The 16,048-nt window shown below is 57.5% G+C and carries 15 protein-coding genes; 4 read left to right on the forward strand and 11 right to left on the reverse strand.

Translation table 11 applies throughout. From position 1 onward, the window contains the following. Positions 1-114: 114 nt before the first annotated feature. The 3 genes from QOL62_RS05725 to QOL62_RS05735 are packed head-to-tail and all read left to right on the forward strand — an operon-like array spanning position 115 to position 1,629. Positions 115-606: a hypothetical protein gene (locus tag QOL62_RS05725; protein WP_283405541.1), complete on the forward strand. Its 492-nt coding sequence runs from the start codon at positions 115-117 to the stop codon at positions 604-606. Next, positions 599-817 (forward strand): helix-turn-helix transcriptional regulator, encoded by a 219-nt coding sequence (locus QOL62_RS05730; protein WP_283405542.1) that lies wholly within the window; start codon positions 599-601, stop codon positions 815-817. The genes QOL62_RS05725 and QOL62_RS05730 overlap by 8 nt, the downstream gene beginning before the upstream one ends. Before the next feature lie 14 nt (positions 818-831). Next, the gene (locus QOL62_RS05735) at positions 832-1,629 is read left to right on the forward strand and encodes a hypothetical protein (RefSeq protein WP_283405543.1); all 798 of its coding nucleotides are present in this window, start codon (positions 832-834) and stop codon (positions 1,627-1,629) included. A 37-nt stretch (positions 1,630-1,666) separates the two neighbouring features. Here the strand turns inward: QOL62_RS05735 and QOL62_RS05740 are convergent, their stop codons facing one another. The 11 genes from QOL62_RS05740 to QOL62_RS05790 form a co-directional block, all read right to left on the reverse strand. Then, positions 1,667-3,100 carry a DUF7017 domain-containing protein gene (locus QOL62_RS05740; protein ID WP_283405544.1) on the reverse strand — a complete coding sequence of 478 codons (1,434 nt, stop codon included), beginning with the start codon at positions 3,098-3,100 and terminating at the stop codon, positions 1,667-1,669. After that, the gene (locus QOL62_RS05745; RefSeq protein ID WP_283405545.1) at positions 3,097-5,187 is read right to left on the reverse strand and encodes an ATP-dependent DNA helicase; all 2,091 of its coding nucleotides are present in this window, start codon (positions 5,185-5,187) and stop codon (positions 3,097-3,099) included. The genes QOL62_RS05740 and QOL62_RS05745 overlap by 4 nt, the downstream gene beginning before the upstream one ends. Before the next feature lie 131 nt (positions 5,188-5,318). After that, positions 5,319-6,191, reverse strand: a complete 873-nt coding sequence (locus QOL62_RS05750; protein WP_283405546.1) for a 3'-5' exonuclease — start codon at positions 6,189-6,191, stop codon at positions 5,319-5,321. Between the two features lie 147 nt (positions 6,192-6,338). Further along, positions 6,339-7,217 (reverse strand): hypothetical protein, encoded by an 879-nt coding sequence (locus QOL62_RS05755; protein ID WP_283405547.1) that lies wholly within the window; start codon positions 7,215-7,217, stop codon positions 6,339-6,341. A 53-nt stretch (positions 7,218-7,270) separates the two neighbouring features. After that, the gene (locus QOL62_RS05760) at positions 7,271-7,612 is read right to left on the reverse strand and encodes a hypothetical protein (protein ID WP_283405548.1); all 342 of its coding nucleotides are present in this window, start codon (positions 7,610-7,612) and stop codon (positions 7,271-7,273) included. Between the two features lie 48 nt (positions 7,613-7,660). Beyond that, positions 7,661-7,873: a hypothetical protein gene (locus QOL62_RS05765; protein ID WP_283405549.1), complete on the reverse strand. Its 213-nt coding sequence runs from the start codon at positions 7,871-7,873 to the stop codon at positions 7,661-7,663. Between the two features lie 5 nt (positions 7,874-7,878). After that, positions 7,879-9,081 carry a M48 family metallopeptidase gene (locus QOL62_RS05770; RefSeq protein WP_283405550.1) on the reverse strand — a complete coding sequence of 401 codons (1,203 nt, stop codon included), beginning with the start codon at positions 9,079-9,081 and terminating at the stop codon, positions 7,879-7,881. Beyond that, positions 9,078-9,824, reverse strand: a complete 747-nt coding sequence (locus QOL62_RS05775) for a hypothetical protein (RefSeq protein WP_283405806.1) — start codon at positions 9,822-9,824, stop codon at positions 9,078-9,080. The genes QOL62_RS05770 and QOL62_RS05775 overlap by 4 nt, the downstream gene beginning before the upstream one ends. A gap of 182 nt (positions 9,825-10,006) precedes the next feature. Further along, positions 10,007-12,823 (reverse strand): UvrD-helicase domain-containing protein, encoded by a 2,817-nt coding sequence (locus QOL62_RS05780; protein ID WP_283405551.1) that lies wholly within the window; start codon positions 12,821-12,823, stop codon positions 10,007-10,009. A 49-nt stretch (positions 12,824-12,872) separates the two neighbouring features. Beyond that, a complete protein-coding gene (locus QOL62_RS05785; RefSeq protein WP_283405552.1) occupies positions 12,873-13,493 on the reverse strand; it encodes a thermonuclease family protein in 621 nt (206 codons plus the stop codon). Beyond that, positions 13,490-14,581, reverse strand: coding sequence for a tetratricopeptide repeat protein (locus QOL62_RS05790; RefSeq protein WP_283405553.1), 1,092 nt, complete (start codon positions 14,579-14,581; stop codon positions 13,490-13,492). Before QOL62_RS05790 ends, QOL62_RS05785 begins: the two co-directional genes overlap by 4 nt. Before the next feature lie 121 nt (positions 14,582-14,702). On the opposite strand from QOL62_RS05790, the gene QOL62_RS05795 reads away from it, so the two are divergent. After that, a complete protein-coding gene (locus QOL62_RS05795; RefSeq protein ID WP_283405554.1) occupies positions 14,703-16,037 on the forward strand; it encodes a DUF6946 family protein in 1,335 nt (444 codons plus the stop codon). Positions 16,038-16,048: the final 11 nt, after the last annotated feature.

Here is a 16,048-nt window from a genome sequence, read left to right on the forward strand (position 1 = left end):
AGCGGAGTGATTCGGCCCTTCCTGTATGTTCCTTTTATGTTCTTTTCATTTTCCTACACCCTTCCTCTTGGCTTAGCCGACGAGTCGATCATTTCAGCCAGAGGAGAAACAGCTATGATCGACATGGGCGTACTTGGTGAAACCCAAACCCGGCAGGAGCTCGCGCACCTGCTGCACACCGCTGTTGAACGGAGCGGGCGCAACCGCTGCGAAATTGCGCGCGAGGCCGACATTCATAAGGATGCGCTGCGCCGGACGCTGATCGGGGAGCGCAGCCCCAGTGTAGGAGAAGCCTTGCGGATTCTGGCCTCATCCGGGATGCCACCGCACGCTCACATGCTTTTGTTTCTCGGCGCTGGCGGAGACCAGGCAACGCGCTGGCTTCAGACCGACATCGCCAGGTTCTTCGAGGAGCTTATCTGCGAACTGCCCGCTGCTCTCGAACGCGTTCTGGGCAACCAGGTACACGACGTGAAGCCGCGTTGGGCCAAGGGCACCGCGCACCGGGTGGCCCGGCTCCTCGCTGATCATATCGACGAGCTCGAGCGCAAGGATGCCCTGCTGGGGGATATCTTCGCGACCACCGTTGGAGGTCGTCATGACTGAAAGTGCTATGCCGCCGCCAGCAGAGCCGAAACGCGTGACGCGCCTCATCCGCTTCAAGGAAGTTCAGCACCGTGTCGGGCTGGGCCGGTCGACGATCTATCGCTGGATGGCCGAAGGGAAGTTTCCCAAGCCGGTCCAACTCGGCGGATACGCAGTTGCTTGGGCGCAGGAGGACATCGACGCATGGATCTGCAATAAGGGCACCAACTGATTACAAGGCGCCCCATGTCCCTGACGTTGTTTGAAGAATTTGCCCCCGTCCTCACCAGCCTGAGCGATGCAGAAATCGACGATCCGCAGTCGGCTCAAAGATTGAAAATGGCCAGCGAACACATTGGCGCGCGACATGTGGAGATGATCTACGCCCCATTCGATCACATCAACACATCAGCGCGCGTCGTCATTGTCGGCATGACCCCTGGCCGGTTCCAGGCAGCCAATGCGCTGCGAGCCGCGCGGAGGGCATTGCTAGAAGGGCGATCCGTTGCCGAGGCCGCCGCTGCAGCGAAGACCTTCGCCAGCTTTTCCGGTGAACCCATGCGGACGAATCTTGTCCGCATGCTCGATCTCATCGGTGTCGGACAATGGCTGGGCTTGGCGTCAACGGCTTCGCTTTGGTCCGAAAACGGCGACCTCGTGCATTTCACATCGGCGCTGCGATATCCCGTGTTCGTCGATGGACAGAACTGGTCAGGGCAGCCCGATATGGTCAAGACGCCCGCGTTGCGAGGTTGGCTCGAGGCCTATACGGGCCAAGAGCTTCCTGCGCTGTCCGATGCGGTGATTGTCCCTCTTGGGCCGAAGGTCGCTGCGGCTATGCAAGCTCTTGCGGCCGAGGGTCTGGTAGATGGTCGCCGGATATTGGATGGGCTACCCCATCCCAGCGGGGCCAATGCTGAGCGGATCGCGTTTTTCCTGGGCGACAAAGCAGCAGAGCGCTGTTCAACAAAGACCAACACAGCCGCGCTTTCGAGGGCAAAGGCGGACCTTCAAGCTCAAGTTGCAGCATTCACACAGCCCTAATTCGCTGAGCAGGATCTGCTTTGCCCAAACACCGAAGTCAGAACACGGGGAGGTCATTCTGGCTTGAAAAGACCTGCACGGCACGCCAACCAATCTTGCCTGTTTTTTCCTTACGCCTGACAGCAAGACAGGAAACGTCGTATGTCTGCCCCGTATCGAAACCTTTCGCCAAATCAGGCGGAACAAAGATGTCATCGCGGGAGGCGCGGATGAAGGCAAAGGCTTTACCTTCATGGCGTTCTAAACGACCCGAGAGCGTTTCGCAGAGCCCCAGCAATTCCGCCGCATCCGACAACCGCCAATCTAACGGCGGACCCTCGGGTTCTGCACGCCCCACTTCCACAATCGTGCCGGCAACGAGGTCGGCGATCTGGGGGAATCTGGCGTGCTTCAGGGCGATTCCGGTATTCACGCCGGTGGCGACATAGCTGAGCGCCCTATCATTGTTCACGTGATCCACCACGCCTTGAACGTAGGTAAGACTCTTGCGATCCAAGTTGCGAAGAAGGGCCATTGCTGCTGGGCCCGCATCGGGCATATCCTGCATGCCGCCATTGGCATTAATGCGCGCATACCACTCGCTGCTGGCTAGTTGTTGCAGTTCTTGGGGGATCTTGTACCCAGCCTGTTCGCGGTATTTCAGTGCAAGCGATATCTGACGTGCAGACTCGCCATAGCGCTCTGCAAGCGCAAGTCTGTGGGCGAGATGAATGCGGATTTTCGCCACCTCTTGCTCTTCTCTTGCGAGCTGTGTGGCATAGGCAAAACATACCAGAGCGTCGTCGGGCTGTGACTTTTCGAGTATCTCGCCCAGCAAGGCCCAAGTCCAGGCTGCGCGTGCCTGGCGCCGTAAAACCAGCGCCAAACGCTGGATCGCAAGCTCATCCTCGCCACGAGCGAGGTGAGCTTTGCTTTGGTAGTAATTTAACCACTGATCGTTGGGGTGTTCGGCCAGCGACTTGTCGAGAATGCCCAAACCCCAGTCAATCAACTCGGAAGACGATTGACCATCGGCAAGACGGGCGACTGCCTCCCTGCAGATTGCTCGTCGGAAACGCTGTTCCAGACTATCGATGGTCTTACCTTTGTCATTGACGAACGGCTGCCGATCCTCATCGGAAAAAGCATCGATCCCGGCCCACCGCGCAAAGCCAAGAAATTCGCGCCAGTCTTTCGAAACCTTGCCGGACAGACGCAACATCTGGGAAAAGGCAGTATCGCGTCTCAGCAGGTCTGCGAACCTGACAAACTCCCGCATACAAGGCGTAAATTGGTTGTTCAGTTCAGTGGCAGACAATTGACCTGCCTCGTACCGGCCCACCACAGCCTTTATCTGGTCATAGAGAACCCAAGCATATGCACGCAAAAACCAGATATCCGAAGCGTTCGCTCCGAGATTTTGCCTAGCCACATCCAACGCTTCGGATGAACGCCCCTGCTTCCGTAGTTTGAATATGACATCGGATGTCATTGATTGCCAACCGTATCCGCTGACATGAGCCTCTTCACATCTTCGTAGAGTCCGTTGGTGCGCCCTGGTCCGCCCACCTCTTGCGCAGTCGTCCAGGTCGACTTGCCGTTGAACGAAAAGTCGATATCCCCGCGTCGTGAAGCATCAGCGACACTTACGCGCAGGCGGTATGGCGACAATTCAACTCCGGTGCGTGCGATGGGTGACCCAGCCAGCGCGCGGTCCATCAAATCGAGGAACTCTTGAATGAATGCGTCGGGCTGGATGGCATCCTTCTTCCCGGCAACCTCACCGAGAATGGCGAGTGCATCATCGGCAAGCAGGCGGTCAGACACAGAGCCAGGCACTTCACCGGATCGACTGATCTTAAACTGTCCGTTGTAATGGTACTGCACAGAAGCACGCTTACCTTCGCGGGTCAGCGTGTAGCGCTCGCAATAGTCGAGATGCCGTAGTTGATCGATCGTGATACCTCGCGCATACCACGCGGAACGAAGCTTCTGGTGAACTTCGATCAGCGGGGCGACTGAGGAAGAGAAGGAGAAGCGATCCCAGTCGGGATCGCCAGACGGATCCCGACTGGCGCCTTCGGCGATTGCGCTTTCCTGATCTTTTCCCCGCCAGATCTCGTCATTATACGGCTCAAACTCCGGAGGATTTATGAGCACCAACCTTTCTGCTGCTCGGGTAATCGCCGTGTAGGCCCATCGATAGAAATGCTCGTTGCGAGGATCGCCAAAGCCATCGAAGTCCACGACAACGGTTTTCCATTCACCTCCCTGGGCCTTGTGGCAGGTCAAGGCGTAGCCGTACTTCACCTGGAGCGCGTTAAAATACGCATCGTCGCGAATGGTCCGCTGAAATTCCTCGGAAGCTGGCCGAAGATGCGGATGCCGCATCCGGAAGTCGACTAGTAACGCACGCTGTTCAAGCGCGGATAATTGGCGACCGGGTGCGTCGAGAAGATTTTCCAGGACGAGCGTGTCGTGCTTGACGATGGTTCCGTCGGTGTCACGAAACGCCAGACTGACCTCGCGGAACGAAAGATCAACACGATGCCCTCCCCGCAAAGGCACCACAATTGTCTTCGGTTCGGCGCCAACTTTCATCACGCGGACCAGATCACCGTTACTGAAGGGTGGCTTGTTCTTGTTGACGAGAAGCGTTTCACCGATCTGGATCGGCATGCCGGCATGGCCCCACCGGCGTTCCCTGATGGTTCGATTGTATTCCAGTGCAATGGAGTTCGAGTGCACGACAACCACACTTGAGTCCCGGTCGCGTATACCCTTCTCGACGAGATCGACGGCCTGTCGGACATCGGCGCGCTGGATATCTTCGAGTTTGGAGGTCAACGAAAACCTGTTGAACCTCCTCGCTTCGATGGCGTCTCGAATTTCGCGGGCACGAGCCAAGATGGCGCTTCCCTGTGCCTGCCTCATCACGGTCCGCAGTTCGAACGAAGCGACTCGCAGGCCAAACTCGCGCGCGAGATATTCGTCCGAGAGGGCAGGTGAAATGTTATCACCCACCGGTGGGAGCTGAGCTGGATCGCCTACGAACAACAACTTCGTTAAAGGCCGTTCGGTGCGCCCCGGCCGCTTCGCTCTCACGAACTGCACGACATCGCTCAACAGCCGTCCAGAGCCGAACTGCATGAAGTCGCCGGACTGCTCCTTGTCTCCCACCATGGAGGACTCATCGATCACGAAGAGCGAGGCGGTTGGCTCGTCGGTCTTGAGCGGGAAAACCAATCGGACACCGGGATCGTTCTCCGCTTCAGCGTTTTCGTTGACGCTGACTTTCGGTGAGCTGTAGATTTCCTTGTGAATCGTTGAACTACCGTAGGAGCTGTCGCCAGCGATCTGACCGATTTTGTTGCCGATAATGCGGGCGGCCCGGCCGGTCGGTGCCATCAGCGCGCAGGACAAGTTCATCTCGTCCAATGCTTCAATCAGCCTTGCTATGAGCGTTGTTTTGCCCGTTCCCGCGCTGCCACGCAGAATGAAAGCATCGATGTCATCGTCGCGCAGAAAGGATTTGATCGCTTGAAGCGCGGAACTCTGCTCCGCATTTAACTCAATCACAAAATTCCCCTGCTGGCCAAGCGAACGAAAAGAGGCATTGCCTCCCGGCTATCGTCCACGAGTTCGATCAAAAAATGTTGAATTGAAAGCGCAAAAGCCGGGGGCAGCGCTAGGCCATGCGGCAACCACTATTAATCGCATGGGATGATGCGCCGCGAATAGCGGTTCTGCGCCGTGATTTTTGCGGTTCTGATAGCCTTGTCGGATCTGTAAACTTCGGACCGCAGAAACGACTTTTCACCCTCCAGTTCGGCCTCTCCAATATCCTTCCACCAAGCCCGCGGTAGCCCATTTGCCTCGCCATTCCAGCGATAGCCGCGTTCTTTGAGTACATCCTTCGTTTCGAATGGGGCATCCTCTGCCCAGCAGCGAAAGGAAGTGCGTCGAGCCGAGGCGAGGAGTTGGGAAAGTGCCCCCTGGCCGCTGATCGGCAATTTCCGGGAGAGAAGCTCGATTGCCGCACGACAGTCGCTCTCGGCACGATGACGGTCGTAAAAAAATCCACTGCTGAGCGCCAGAAACGCGAGCTTGCTGCTTTCGTAGCCTTCGTCGTTCCAACCAATTTCGCTCATCGAACAAGCCCAAGGATTCTGCTGCGTCATGGGGCAAAATCGCTCGATGAAAGGTCGATCGAAGGCTGCATTGTGAGCGATAATAAGGCTGCGACCCGCAAATTCGGCGACGACATTCGGATCGATCGCCTGTCCGGCCACCATCTCGTCCGTGATACCAGTTATCTTTGTGACCTCGGCCGGAATGGTCGAGCTCGGCTGCCGCAGACCAGTGAATGCTTCCCCAACATGGACGACTTCGTCTTGCTCGGAATAATAGAATGGAACCATTGCGAGCTCGATGATCTCGTCATGATCGGGGTTTAGGCCGGTAGTCTCGACGTCAAGGAAAATGGCGCGACGGGCATTCGTCGGAACAAGATCAGACTTTGCTTCCGACTTTAGACGACGCAAAACCTTAAAATCTCCGCTCGATTCAAGCGCCCATATCATTTGATCTTGACGCAATGCTATTCCTTAACTTTACAAATAATATTGATGAGCGCGAATAAATCGATGGAATTTTCAGTCCGCACCTGCTGCGCCCTCGAACCTCTCATCGTCTTGGTTTAATCCATCGCTCAAATTGGAAGTGAATGCCTATTCGACCACCAGCCTCCTCCTTGGGTCAGTCTCTTCTGCGTTTTTTTTGAGCCAAGCTAGAGTATGCTGGCAGTCGTCGTTCGAAATGAGCGGGTCACGAGACAACCGGAAACCCTCCATGCGGGCGTACTGTCGGTCGGATAGCATCGACTTGTCGAGATATGTCCGGACTGAAAAAACAGGCATCGGGCTCGAAAAAAATGACTGCTGCGCCGCGTTGATTCGGAGGGTGCGGAGGATCAGTGCGCCGTCGCGGTATGGAACGATCAGATCATAGGTCATACCATCTTTTAGCTTGGTCAGGCTGTGATCAGATCTCGATGACAGAAAATCCCTTAAAGCCCTTGCTTGCTGCAATATTTCGAGAACGTCGCCCTCAATTAATTCCGGATTCGAAGCACCCCTTTCAAGCAATCTGGAAATAGTATGATGAGATATATTCGCAGAAATGCTAATTTTTGCGCTGAAATCGTTGCTTGCAGAAAGCAGCAGTAGATCAGATATAATGACAGATCGTTCGGAAAAAACCTTTTCCTCATCTGCGTGCATGGCGAAGACATCAGTCTCCCGAACCGAAGCCAATCGCACGGCGAAGACTGCCTTCATCACCTTGTCCCACTGGGCCAAGTGGACGACATCGAAAGCAGGGCGCACATACTTGGAGACCCGTTTGACGACGCGGCCAGGCTTTTTCGAGTACGCGGACTCGCGAAAAGCCAAAATGGCCGCTTCTCGACGCGGCGAGCTCAGCCAATCGGTAATGTCAGCCAGGCGGGGCCGACTTTGAACAAAGTTCGTCGCATGGCCGTCGGCCAACCTCTTGTACACGCCCAGCACTCCTGCCTTGAAGAAGTTCGTATATTCAACCCGAGGCAAAGCGAAGTTCTAGAGCCAAGACACGGATCCGCCACTCCAGCCTGCGATAGCCCTCAGCGCAGTCGAGCCGAACTCACCAACGCCCGAAAATCCGAAATGCTACGGTCAAAATAATGAAGACGCGGTGCGTCAAACGTGATCATGTACAGCTTGCCAGCGATGATCGCGGCCCGAGCCTCACCTCTCCGCGTGAGCAAATCGGCATCCACATATTCATACGTGAATGACACGCCGTCCTGGCCCAGGAACTTTGCGGGCTCCGTGGTCAGCAGTCTGAAAGCGCCGATCTGCTTGTGAGTGCGGTAGGTCCCTTCCAATAACTCTGGGATCTCGATGAGCAGGGTCGAGCTCGTAAACTTGGGCAACGGATCGCGCTTCCTGTCGCGCTCTTTCACCAGCGGTTTGCCAGCTTCGATCCCGCCGAAGAATGTAACGTCGTTGAGTTACTCCCCGTCCAGTGTCCAGGTCTCGGTATTCTTGCCCGCCTTGGCGTCCAGACGATTCCAGTCTCTGCCAGGTGTTACCGTGACCCCGGAGTCGGCGACCGCAACCGCTTCGCCGCTAACGCGCAGTTTGTGAGCGGCAGCCGGAGAGGCAAGGAGAAGGATGGCTGCAGTGGATATCACCGCTGCTCGAATGTTGCCCGTCTTCTTCACTGAATTTACTCCCCCGGAACCATCAGTCGGATCATGCCCGCATCATCTGCGCCGGGCTTGATCTCCAGATATGTGCGAAGCGCTGCTTGGCCGGCTGCACGTTCGCCAGTTTTGATAAGCGACAACCCCAGTCCGCGATGTGCCTCTGCAAATGCAGGGTTGAGACCGATCGCGCTGCGATAGAATTGCACCGCGTTCACCAGATCGCGCTGATTGCCGCGGGTGCGATAGAGCTCGCCTCGTGCAAACCATAGATCTGCGGTCCACCCGTTCTCAGCCAGACGATTGATGAGGTAATCGCTGCCACCGAAATCATTGAGCTTGATCTGGTCCTGCAGAAAAATCGGGAGCCAGGTTGCCATGGCTGCGCGGTAGCGGTCCACTCCATCATCACGGTCTTTGGCAGACGGATCGGCTAGCTCAGCGAGGTATTCGGCCCGCTCTCCCTGAGGAGGGTGCGACGCCGTGAATGCAATTGCCTTGAAGTCTGGCTTCCGGATGCCTCGGGCTGTTGTCGAGGCCTCGATCTCACCCATCAGATTCTGCCAGACTTGGGCTGCAGCTTGCGGGCGCAGATCGCTAGCATTGAGATACCCTAGCCCGAGCAGGTCAGCTTCGCGTTCCTGATCCCGGCCAAAGCGAAAGAAGCTGCCGTAGACTGATATTTGCAGATCTTGGTAAGCTCTCTGGGTATTGTAACTGGGGGACATGCTGGCGAGCAACGCACTCCAGGCCAGCAAATCGCTACCACCTCTCGCTGCCTTGAACTGCATGAGAGAGTGCCGCTTTTCGAAATGGCCAAACTCATGGCCTAGCACGGCTGCCAGTTCCGCTTCGCTACGCACCCGCAACAGCAAGCCGCTATAAACGCGCATCGTTCCATTCGGCGACATGGTCGCGTTGAACGTGGGCTCTCGAAGAATGTAGACACGCGTTGCATCGCAACGATCAGGGCCGACGGCTCGGCAGAGCACACTCTTCACGTAAGCGGACAGGGCTTCATCCCGGATGACGACCGGTGACGCTACCAACGCGCGCTCGTACTCGTCATCCCTCTGCCACAGGCCGATCTCGTCCACGCCCTTGGGCTGATAAGCACCCTCATATGGCGGAGGCACCGATGCTGGTGCCGCATGAGCAGTAGAACCGAGAAGGCTGGAGACCAGCAACGCCGCCGCTGCAATCGCTCGCGATGGTCTGGTCATCATTCGGCCTTGATATTGCTGCCCGGGAAATCTTCGAGCAATTGACGAATTCGTTTCTGGGCGCCGTCAGGCTCGCGAACATCACCGCCCATGGCACCGTCGGCATTGAGCCAGAGCAAATCCCCGGTCTTCAGATCAACCAGGCCGGCATAGCCGATGTGCTCCCCCGATTGGACAGCGAGACCAGGACCGAGAAGCGCCATTACCTGCAGGATCTTCCGACCGGTCGAGCCGTAGGCATCCTTCGTGAAAATGAACAATCCGTAGTCAGCGTCAGCAGCCCCTGGCAAACTGGCCACCGTTGACCCGAGGGACCAGTCAAAAACGCCCTCCCGGTTATCGCGCTTTTTGGTGGGAAGCCGATTGCCAACGAAAAACTGATACTGAATCACTGCTTCCGAAACCGCAGCGAACAGGCTCATGTGCTCCTGGACTGCGAGAGCATCGTCACCATAAGCTTCGGGGGCTTCGACGACCTGATTTCCAAGGCGTTGCTGGAGTTCCGCCAGGGAGGATTGCATGTTGAGCTTGGCACGATCTGTCCACTCGGCGTTCGGCTCGAACATTCCGCCTGTAGACTGTGAGCCGACGCTGATCCTTGGGCGAAAGATTAGAATTTTCTTGCCGCTGTTGGCAGGCAGCTCGAACCCTGCCCGGACCGCCGACCTTTCTTGCGCCTGAAGAGGTGATGTCCAAAGGATCAGCGATCCAAAGCAGATCGCGATCAGGCGAATTAGTCGATTCATCCAAGCCCCCTCGTCGAACACCAAGATGTGCTAACGCAAAGCCTGCGCTAAAGCATCGAAAAGCGAAGGGGCAAGAGCTATTTTACGTTTACGTTATGCCGACGATTTTAGCAGATTTAGTGCCTGACCTGAATGACTTGCCAGCTGCGCACAACATGTTGTGGTGAAGAGGCCCAAGAGCATCATTTGACCTGTAGTGTTGTGGGGCGCTCGCGATCTTGTCGACAGATTTTCTCGCCGCTCAAGCGCGTCGTTTTCTGAGTGTGGCTACATTCTGGAAACTGGTTGCAGCCATAGAATGTCGTGTTGTTCCGCCCTTGGCGCTCGACCATCTGCCCGACAAGGCAGCGAGGGCACTGATCCAGTTCTTTGCCGTCAACCGCCTCGAAGCGAACGTCGTCATCGGCAATCTCGCAAAGCTCGCGGATATAGCGTGAGGGCTTGCGCCGGTTGCAGAGGATGAAGGTCCCTCTGCTGGCGCGGGTCAGCGCCACATAAAAAAGACGCCGCTCTTCAGCGTAGGCATAAGTCTCCGGCCGCGGGATGACGAGGTTGAGCAACTCGTCATCTTCGATCCGGCTAGGAACGCCGTAGTCGCCTTCGCTTACGTCGAGCAGGACCGTGTAGTCTGCCTCCAAGCCCTTCGAACGATGGAAGGACAGGCCCGTGACCTCGATGTTCGAGAACTGCGGTATCTGCCCGCCGAAGGGATCAAGCAGGTTATAACGCCACAGCACGAGGACTTTCAGCTTGTGTCCCTCCTGTTGGCGCCATTGCCCGGCGATACTCTCCAGGAAAGTGTCAAGGCGCTCGAGCAGCTGGAAACATGCAGCCGGAAAACTCGGCTTACGCCATTCCACCGTGACGGGAATCACACGAATTGATCGCGGGATGCCGGCACGCGTCGAGCGAACGGTTTTCGTGATTTGCGCGGGATTGCGCTGAACGAAGCGCGCGGCAGTATCAGCCAGCAGCTGGTTGCAACGATAGGTCTGCTCGAGGCGTCCTTGCCAGCAAGCCCCAAAGTTGGCCTCGAACTGGGTGAAGATCGTGATATCCGATCCGGCAAAGCGGTAAATCGACTGCCAATCGTCTCCGACGGCAAAGACCTTGGTGAATGGTTTCTGGTGCTTGAGCGCCTTGATCAGGTTGGCCCGCGGATCCGAGATATCCTGGAATTCATCGACGAGAATGAGCGAATAGGGGCTCTGATAGCGGCCTGTCTCGACGAGGCGCACCGCGTCGCCGATCATGGAATCGAAATCGATCCGTTTGGCCTCGTCGAGTTTCCTCGAGTAGGCTTGCGTAATCAGCCAGACGGCCCGCGCGAAGTGCTGTGCACGGGGCTTGTCATGCAGGGATTTGGCTCGCTCGAGCAGCATCTCGAGGGTGAGCTGACTGGCCCTGATATGCTTGATGCACACGCCGATCAGCTTCTGGTAGTGCGTAATCACCACCGGCTCGATCGCTTTCAGGATCTCTTCGGTGCTCTTCTCGATCAGCGGGATGTCCCGTTTGACCAGCTCGGCCTCGAGCCGCTGCAAAAGTGTCCCGTCTCGCGCCTGCGCAGAGGTCGTCTCGAAGAAATCCAGTTCTTCGCGTTTGTACCCGGCACGCTTGCCCTGCATGTGTTCCAAGTAATTGTCGAAGGGCGATGAGCCGTCTGCGTTGATCGCGAAATGCTCATGGAATGTGTCAGTCAGAGGGTAATGGAAGTCGGGCTGAACGAACCGCTGGCTTCCGTCCTCCTCTTCGAATGAGATCTGCTTCTCATACTCGAACTCGACCGAGTGGACCCACAACCAGTTCGCGATCCGTTGCTCCTGAAGTGACCGAACATAAATCTCTGCGAGAGTGCCGATGGTGCTGCCACTCTGGTCGTTCCGATCGGCGATGTAGCGGTTGTAGTCCGCCTCGGAGTCAAAGACCTCAGCTGGAATATCGGCTTTGGGCAGGATGGAAAGCAGGTCGATCCAGAGCCGCTTGAACTCCTCGTTCGTATCCATCAGCTCGCGTATGATCTTGTCGATGACGCGGGCTTCGCCAGCAGGGTGTTCGACCCAGTTGGCCAACTGCGGCGGCTTTCCCTCGGTCTCCTCGATAATCCCCCGGCCCAAGGCGTGAAAGGTGGTCACCCGGCATTCCAAGGCATCCTCGTCGATGCCGAGCTGCTTGGCGATACGCTCCTTCAGCTCGTCGGCCGCACTCTTGTTGAAGGCGAGAACGAGAATTTCGCCGGGCTGGTAAAGCCCCTTCTCCAGGACGTAGGCCACTTTCCCGACCATCGTCGCGGATTTGCCCGAACCGGCTGAGGCGACCAGGAGATTGTTGTCTTCGAGCCGGATACAGGCCTCGCGCTGCTCCTGCGAGAGTGAGAAGCCGCCCAGGTTCGAGAAGAACCCATCGAACTTCTGCATCTCGTGAACCACGAAATTCTCGTTGTAGCGGCTGCGGACAGCCGGGTCCGTGAGCATGGAAAATGAAGTAGGGAGATAGGCCCTCAGCGTAGCCGGAATCAGATTGGCGTCGAACAATGGGTGGGCCAGGGCGAAAGAAGCGTTACCCGGAACGCTGGCGATCGCCCGGCTGACGTCGGCATGCGCCAGGTACTGTTGGTTGCTGTCCGTGATGGCGCGGATCTTGGTGTCCACCTCACGGAGACGTTCCTTATCGGAATCAATGAGCTCCGCGAGATGCTGGTTCACGAAAGCCAGCAAATCGTCGCGTAATGTCTGAGCGGACTTGGCAGTCAGGCCTGACAGAGCATCGACGCGGCCCTTCGACCGGATTTCAACCGTGTGCCAGAGCAGCGCCTTGCTCGACGAAACCTCTGCGACATCGAGGCAGGGAATGTCGTCGTCAGCCCCCAACTGCAGTCGAATGCGGTCCGATGAGGAGGCACTGAGGACCAGCTTCCAGCTCTCTGAAAGGAAGATGCGCGCCCACAGGCTGGGCCGATAAGTTCGGGATCGTCCAATCATCAACGCAATCGCTGCCACAGTACCCGCCGTTCGTCACGTGAGCAGCTGAAGCTTTTTCCTTTCCGATCTAAAGCAGTTTCCCCTGCGCTTCTGCGGATTTGCGCTCCTGACGCTGTCGTCTCTTGAAACTCCACGGGGCTTCAGGATTCTCCATCTGCCAAAGCCCGCGCCGATTTTCCCGCGCATCTTCCTGCGCCTCGAAGTACTCGTCTTCCCGTTCGAAGCTGTATTGCTCGACAACCCAAGCCCAGCCATTCACGATCATTTCGAGCTCGATGTTACGCGTCACCGGACGGGGCCGCTTCACCAAACCGCTGCCGCACTTGCCTTGATGGTAATAGTCAATCCTTCCAGCCTCCATCTGCTCGGTCAGGAAGCCGACGCAGAGCAGACGCTTGTAGGGGTCGATTGGCATGTAGCCCGTCGATTCCTTGCCAACCGGATCAAGCCTTAGCTCCTTGCCTGCGATGAGCCCCGCAAGAAAATCCCTCGCTTCGGGACCACAAGGCTGTCCCATCTCTGGTGCATCGATGAAGGCGAAGCGAAAGGGTATGCGCTCGACCCAAGTCTCGCGGAACGGATGCCATACGTTGGCAAGGAAGCCGTCACCGTCGAATACCTTGAGCACAGAGGCCTTCAAGACCTCATCCTGACCTGCCGAGCCAGGATCGTCTGGCACGATAATCACGCAAGCCTAGCCTTTGTGACCTGGCCTTGTCCGCGCTCGCGAGACTCCCGTCGGCCCAGCAACCAGGCGAACCTCTCGGGGTCTTCAGCGATAAGATAGTCGCAAATCCGCTGCCGCTCTTGCGAGGGCAATCGCACCAGCAGAGATCGCAAATCTTGGTCAATGGCCTTCCGTGACGCGCCCATCTGCTCGGCCTTGGCGTACCAATCATGCCCTCCCGCAACATCACCGCGCTCGAGCAACACAGCCCCCAGTAGCGTGCAGGGTCGGTAATCTGCGGGCGTGAGGCTGTGGGCCTGTCGTCCAAGCGCTTCTGCTTCTTCAAGCCGCCGCAAATCGCGCATCGCCCCGCCGCAGGTCGTGGAGAGGGCTGATTGCAGCTTCGGCGAGAGGGAAGTTCGTTCCATCGCCTTTCCGGTCAAAGACAGAGCTCGCTCGGCTTCACCCGCTTTGCGCCAATGTCCACTGGCATTGACCGCGTTCCAGGCGTCACCCGTGCGCTCCCAGGCTTCGGTTAGCGCTTGGGCCTCTAAGCGATGCCACGCCTTCTGCAGCTCATCGGTCCAGCAGTATTCGGCCTCGGTCTTGAGCCATGCGAGATCCCCGACTTTGAGGCGTTGCCCGTTGGCGACTTGCCTGAGAAGGGCCATCGCACGCGGATAATCTTCGCTTTCGATATATCCCACGCCGAAGCGCTGTCGCAGTTCCTTGGCCTCTCGCTTTCGGCGGAGCGTCGGGTCGTTCGCCATGGCGGCAAAGGTAGCCTTGACTGCAGCAGCCTTGGCCTCAGCGCGTTCTGAAAATTCTGCCGCATCCTTCAGGGCCTTGACCGCAGCCTCCTCAATGCGCGCTGCCTGCTCCTGCTCGGCCGCCGCCCGAAACTCTCCCAAGGTTGTCTTACCGTCGGCCAAGGTGATGAGCGCATGCAGGCCTGACTTGGCGAGAAACTGCCGCTGTAGGGCAGTCACCTGCTCGCCTGCGTCAATCTTCAAGAGAATCCCGTTCAACCGGGCGCCCAGTTGAGTGGCGCCGGGGAGGTCCTCAAGAAAATAGCGTTCCGCTAGGTCGGCGTGCAGATATCGTGTCATGGCCCTATTTTACGTTCGTGGTCCTGCGCGCCGAGGTTATCGCCAATTCCGATCTCGTGCGACTTTCTATGTGGCACGCTGACCTTTTGGATCCCTTAACATCTCAAGGCGAGCTCGTCGTATGACCGTGGGCCTATTGTCTGCTGTTGACATAGTGCTGGAAGAAAAGAAGCTCGGTGCCATGCAAAGTGAATCGACCATCCGCCGCCTGCATGTCCCGGTATTGCGACCCGAAGACGTGATCCATCACCTCGGATCTCCAACGCATTGGCAGCCAGGTCGTTCTGCCAAATCGGTGGCCGATCTCTGGTTTTCTGCGAACGGGCTTCCGCCTTCAGTGAAATCGGCTCTCGATCATGACCCCGCGTTCAAGGGAGCCACATTGGTCGATGCGTTTTTTGAGCGCCCGGTCGACCTTGGTGATGGTCAGCGACCGAGCCAGACCGATCTCATGGCGATCCTTCGTCTTGATGGGCGTCTTGGCGTTCTGGCCGTCGAGGCGAAAGTGGACGAGCCTTTCGGTCCAACAGTCCACGAATGGCTTTCAGAGGCAAAAGGGGATGCAACCGCACGCCCGGCACGCCTGGAGCGGCTATGCCGAATTCTCGATCTCGATCCGTCGACGGTCGGGACAATCCGATACCAACTCATCCACCGCACGGCCTCCGCTGTCATCGAAGCCCAACGCTATTGCTCGCGCGATGCAGCGATGATCGTTCAGAGCTTTTGCCCCAAGCGCTCTTGGGTTGACGATTACCGGGCCTTTGCCGAGGCCCTGGGCTTTCTAGATGCGCCAGTCGGCGCAATAAGTCCGGCAAAGATCTGCGACGGTGTTGCACTGCGGATCGGATGGGTGGCGGAGCCAGGCGGGGGCCCGGTCAAGCGGCTCGGAACGGCACGCACCGTTCCTTCGCTCACAGAATTGGGGCGGGTACAGCTGTCCAAATCCTTTTTCATGCGCGACATGCTCTATTCCGAAGTCGCCATGATCCACGGGCTTAATAACGCGCCCGATGACCCTGACCTGGCCGTCAAGGCCGGCAAGCGGCTCTGCGAGGAACTGCTCGAGCCACTGCAGGATCACTGGGGACGGATCGCCATCCGCTCCGCCTACCGCTCGTGCGAAGTCAACGGCTTCTGCAACGAAATGCAACGCAAGAAGAAGGCCGGCTACACCTGCGCGTCCAACGAGAGCAACTACGCCGGGCACATCTGGGATCGCCTTGACGCCCATGGCCACATGGGAGCAATGGCCTGCGTTGTCGTTCCCAGTTTCTGGGCAAAGCATCAAGAGCCAGGTGATTGGCGGATCCTGGCTCGATGGATTCATGAGCATCTGCCATACTCGACGCTCTACTTCTTCCCCACCTACTGGGCGTTCAACATCGGCTGGCATGAACGGCCCGAGCGCACAATCAAAAGCTATGCGGAGCCAGCAGGCCTATTCACGCCTTAGTCGGAAGCCGA

Source organism: Novosphingobium panipatense, from assembly GCF_900182875.1.
In the GTDB taxonomy this organism is placed as follows: domain Bacteria; phylum Pseudomonadota; class Alphaproteobacteria; order Sphingomonadales; family Sphingomonadaceae; genus Novosphingobium; species Novosphingobium panipatense.

What these genes read in the sequence shown, in the direction of transcription:
- QOL62_RS05790 (WP_283405553.1), bottom strand. Translation starts at nt 14,581, where the DNA reads ATGACACGATATCTGCACGCCGACCTAGCGGAACGCTATTTTCTTGAG.
- QOL62_RS05795 (WP_283405554.1), top strand. Translation starts at nt 14,703, where the DNA reads ATGACCGTGGGCCTATTGTCTGCTGTTGACATAGTGCTGGAAGAAAAG.
- QOL62_RS05740 (WP_283405544.1), bottom strand. Translation starts at nt 3,100, where the DNA reads ATGACATCCGATGTCATATTCAAACTACGGAAGCAGGGGCGTTCATCC.
- QOL62_RS05730 (WP_283405542.1), top strand. Translation starts at nt 599, where the DNA reads ATGACTGAAAGTGCTATGCCGCCGCCAGCAGAGCCGAAACGCGTGACG.
- QOL62_RS05750 (WP_283405546.1), bottom strand. Translation starts at nt 6,191, where the DNA reads ATGATATGGGCGCTTGAATCGAGCGGAGATTTTAAGGTTTTGCGTCGT.
- QOL62_RS05775 (WP_283405806.1), bottom strand. Translation starts at nt 9,824, where the DNA reads ATGAATCGACTAATTCGCCTGATCGCGATCTGCTTTGGATCGCTGATC.
- QOL62_RS05735 (WP_283405543.1), top strand. Translation starts at nt 832, where the DNA reads ATGTCCCTGACGTTGTTTGAAGAATTTGCCCCCGTCCTCACCAGCCTG.
- QOL62_RS05770 (WP_283405550.1), bottom strand. Translation starts at nt 9,081, where the DNA reads ATGATGACCAGACCATCGCGAGCGATTGCAGCGGCGGCGTTGCTGGTC.
- QOL62_RS05725 (WP_283405541.1), top strand. Translation starts at nt 115, where the DNA reads ATGATCGACATGGGCGTACTTGGTGAAACCCAAACCCGGCAGGAGCTC.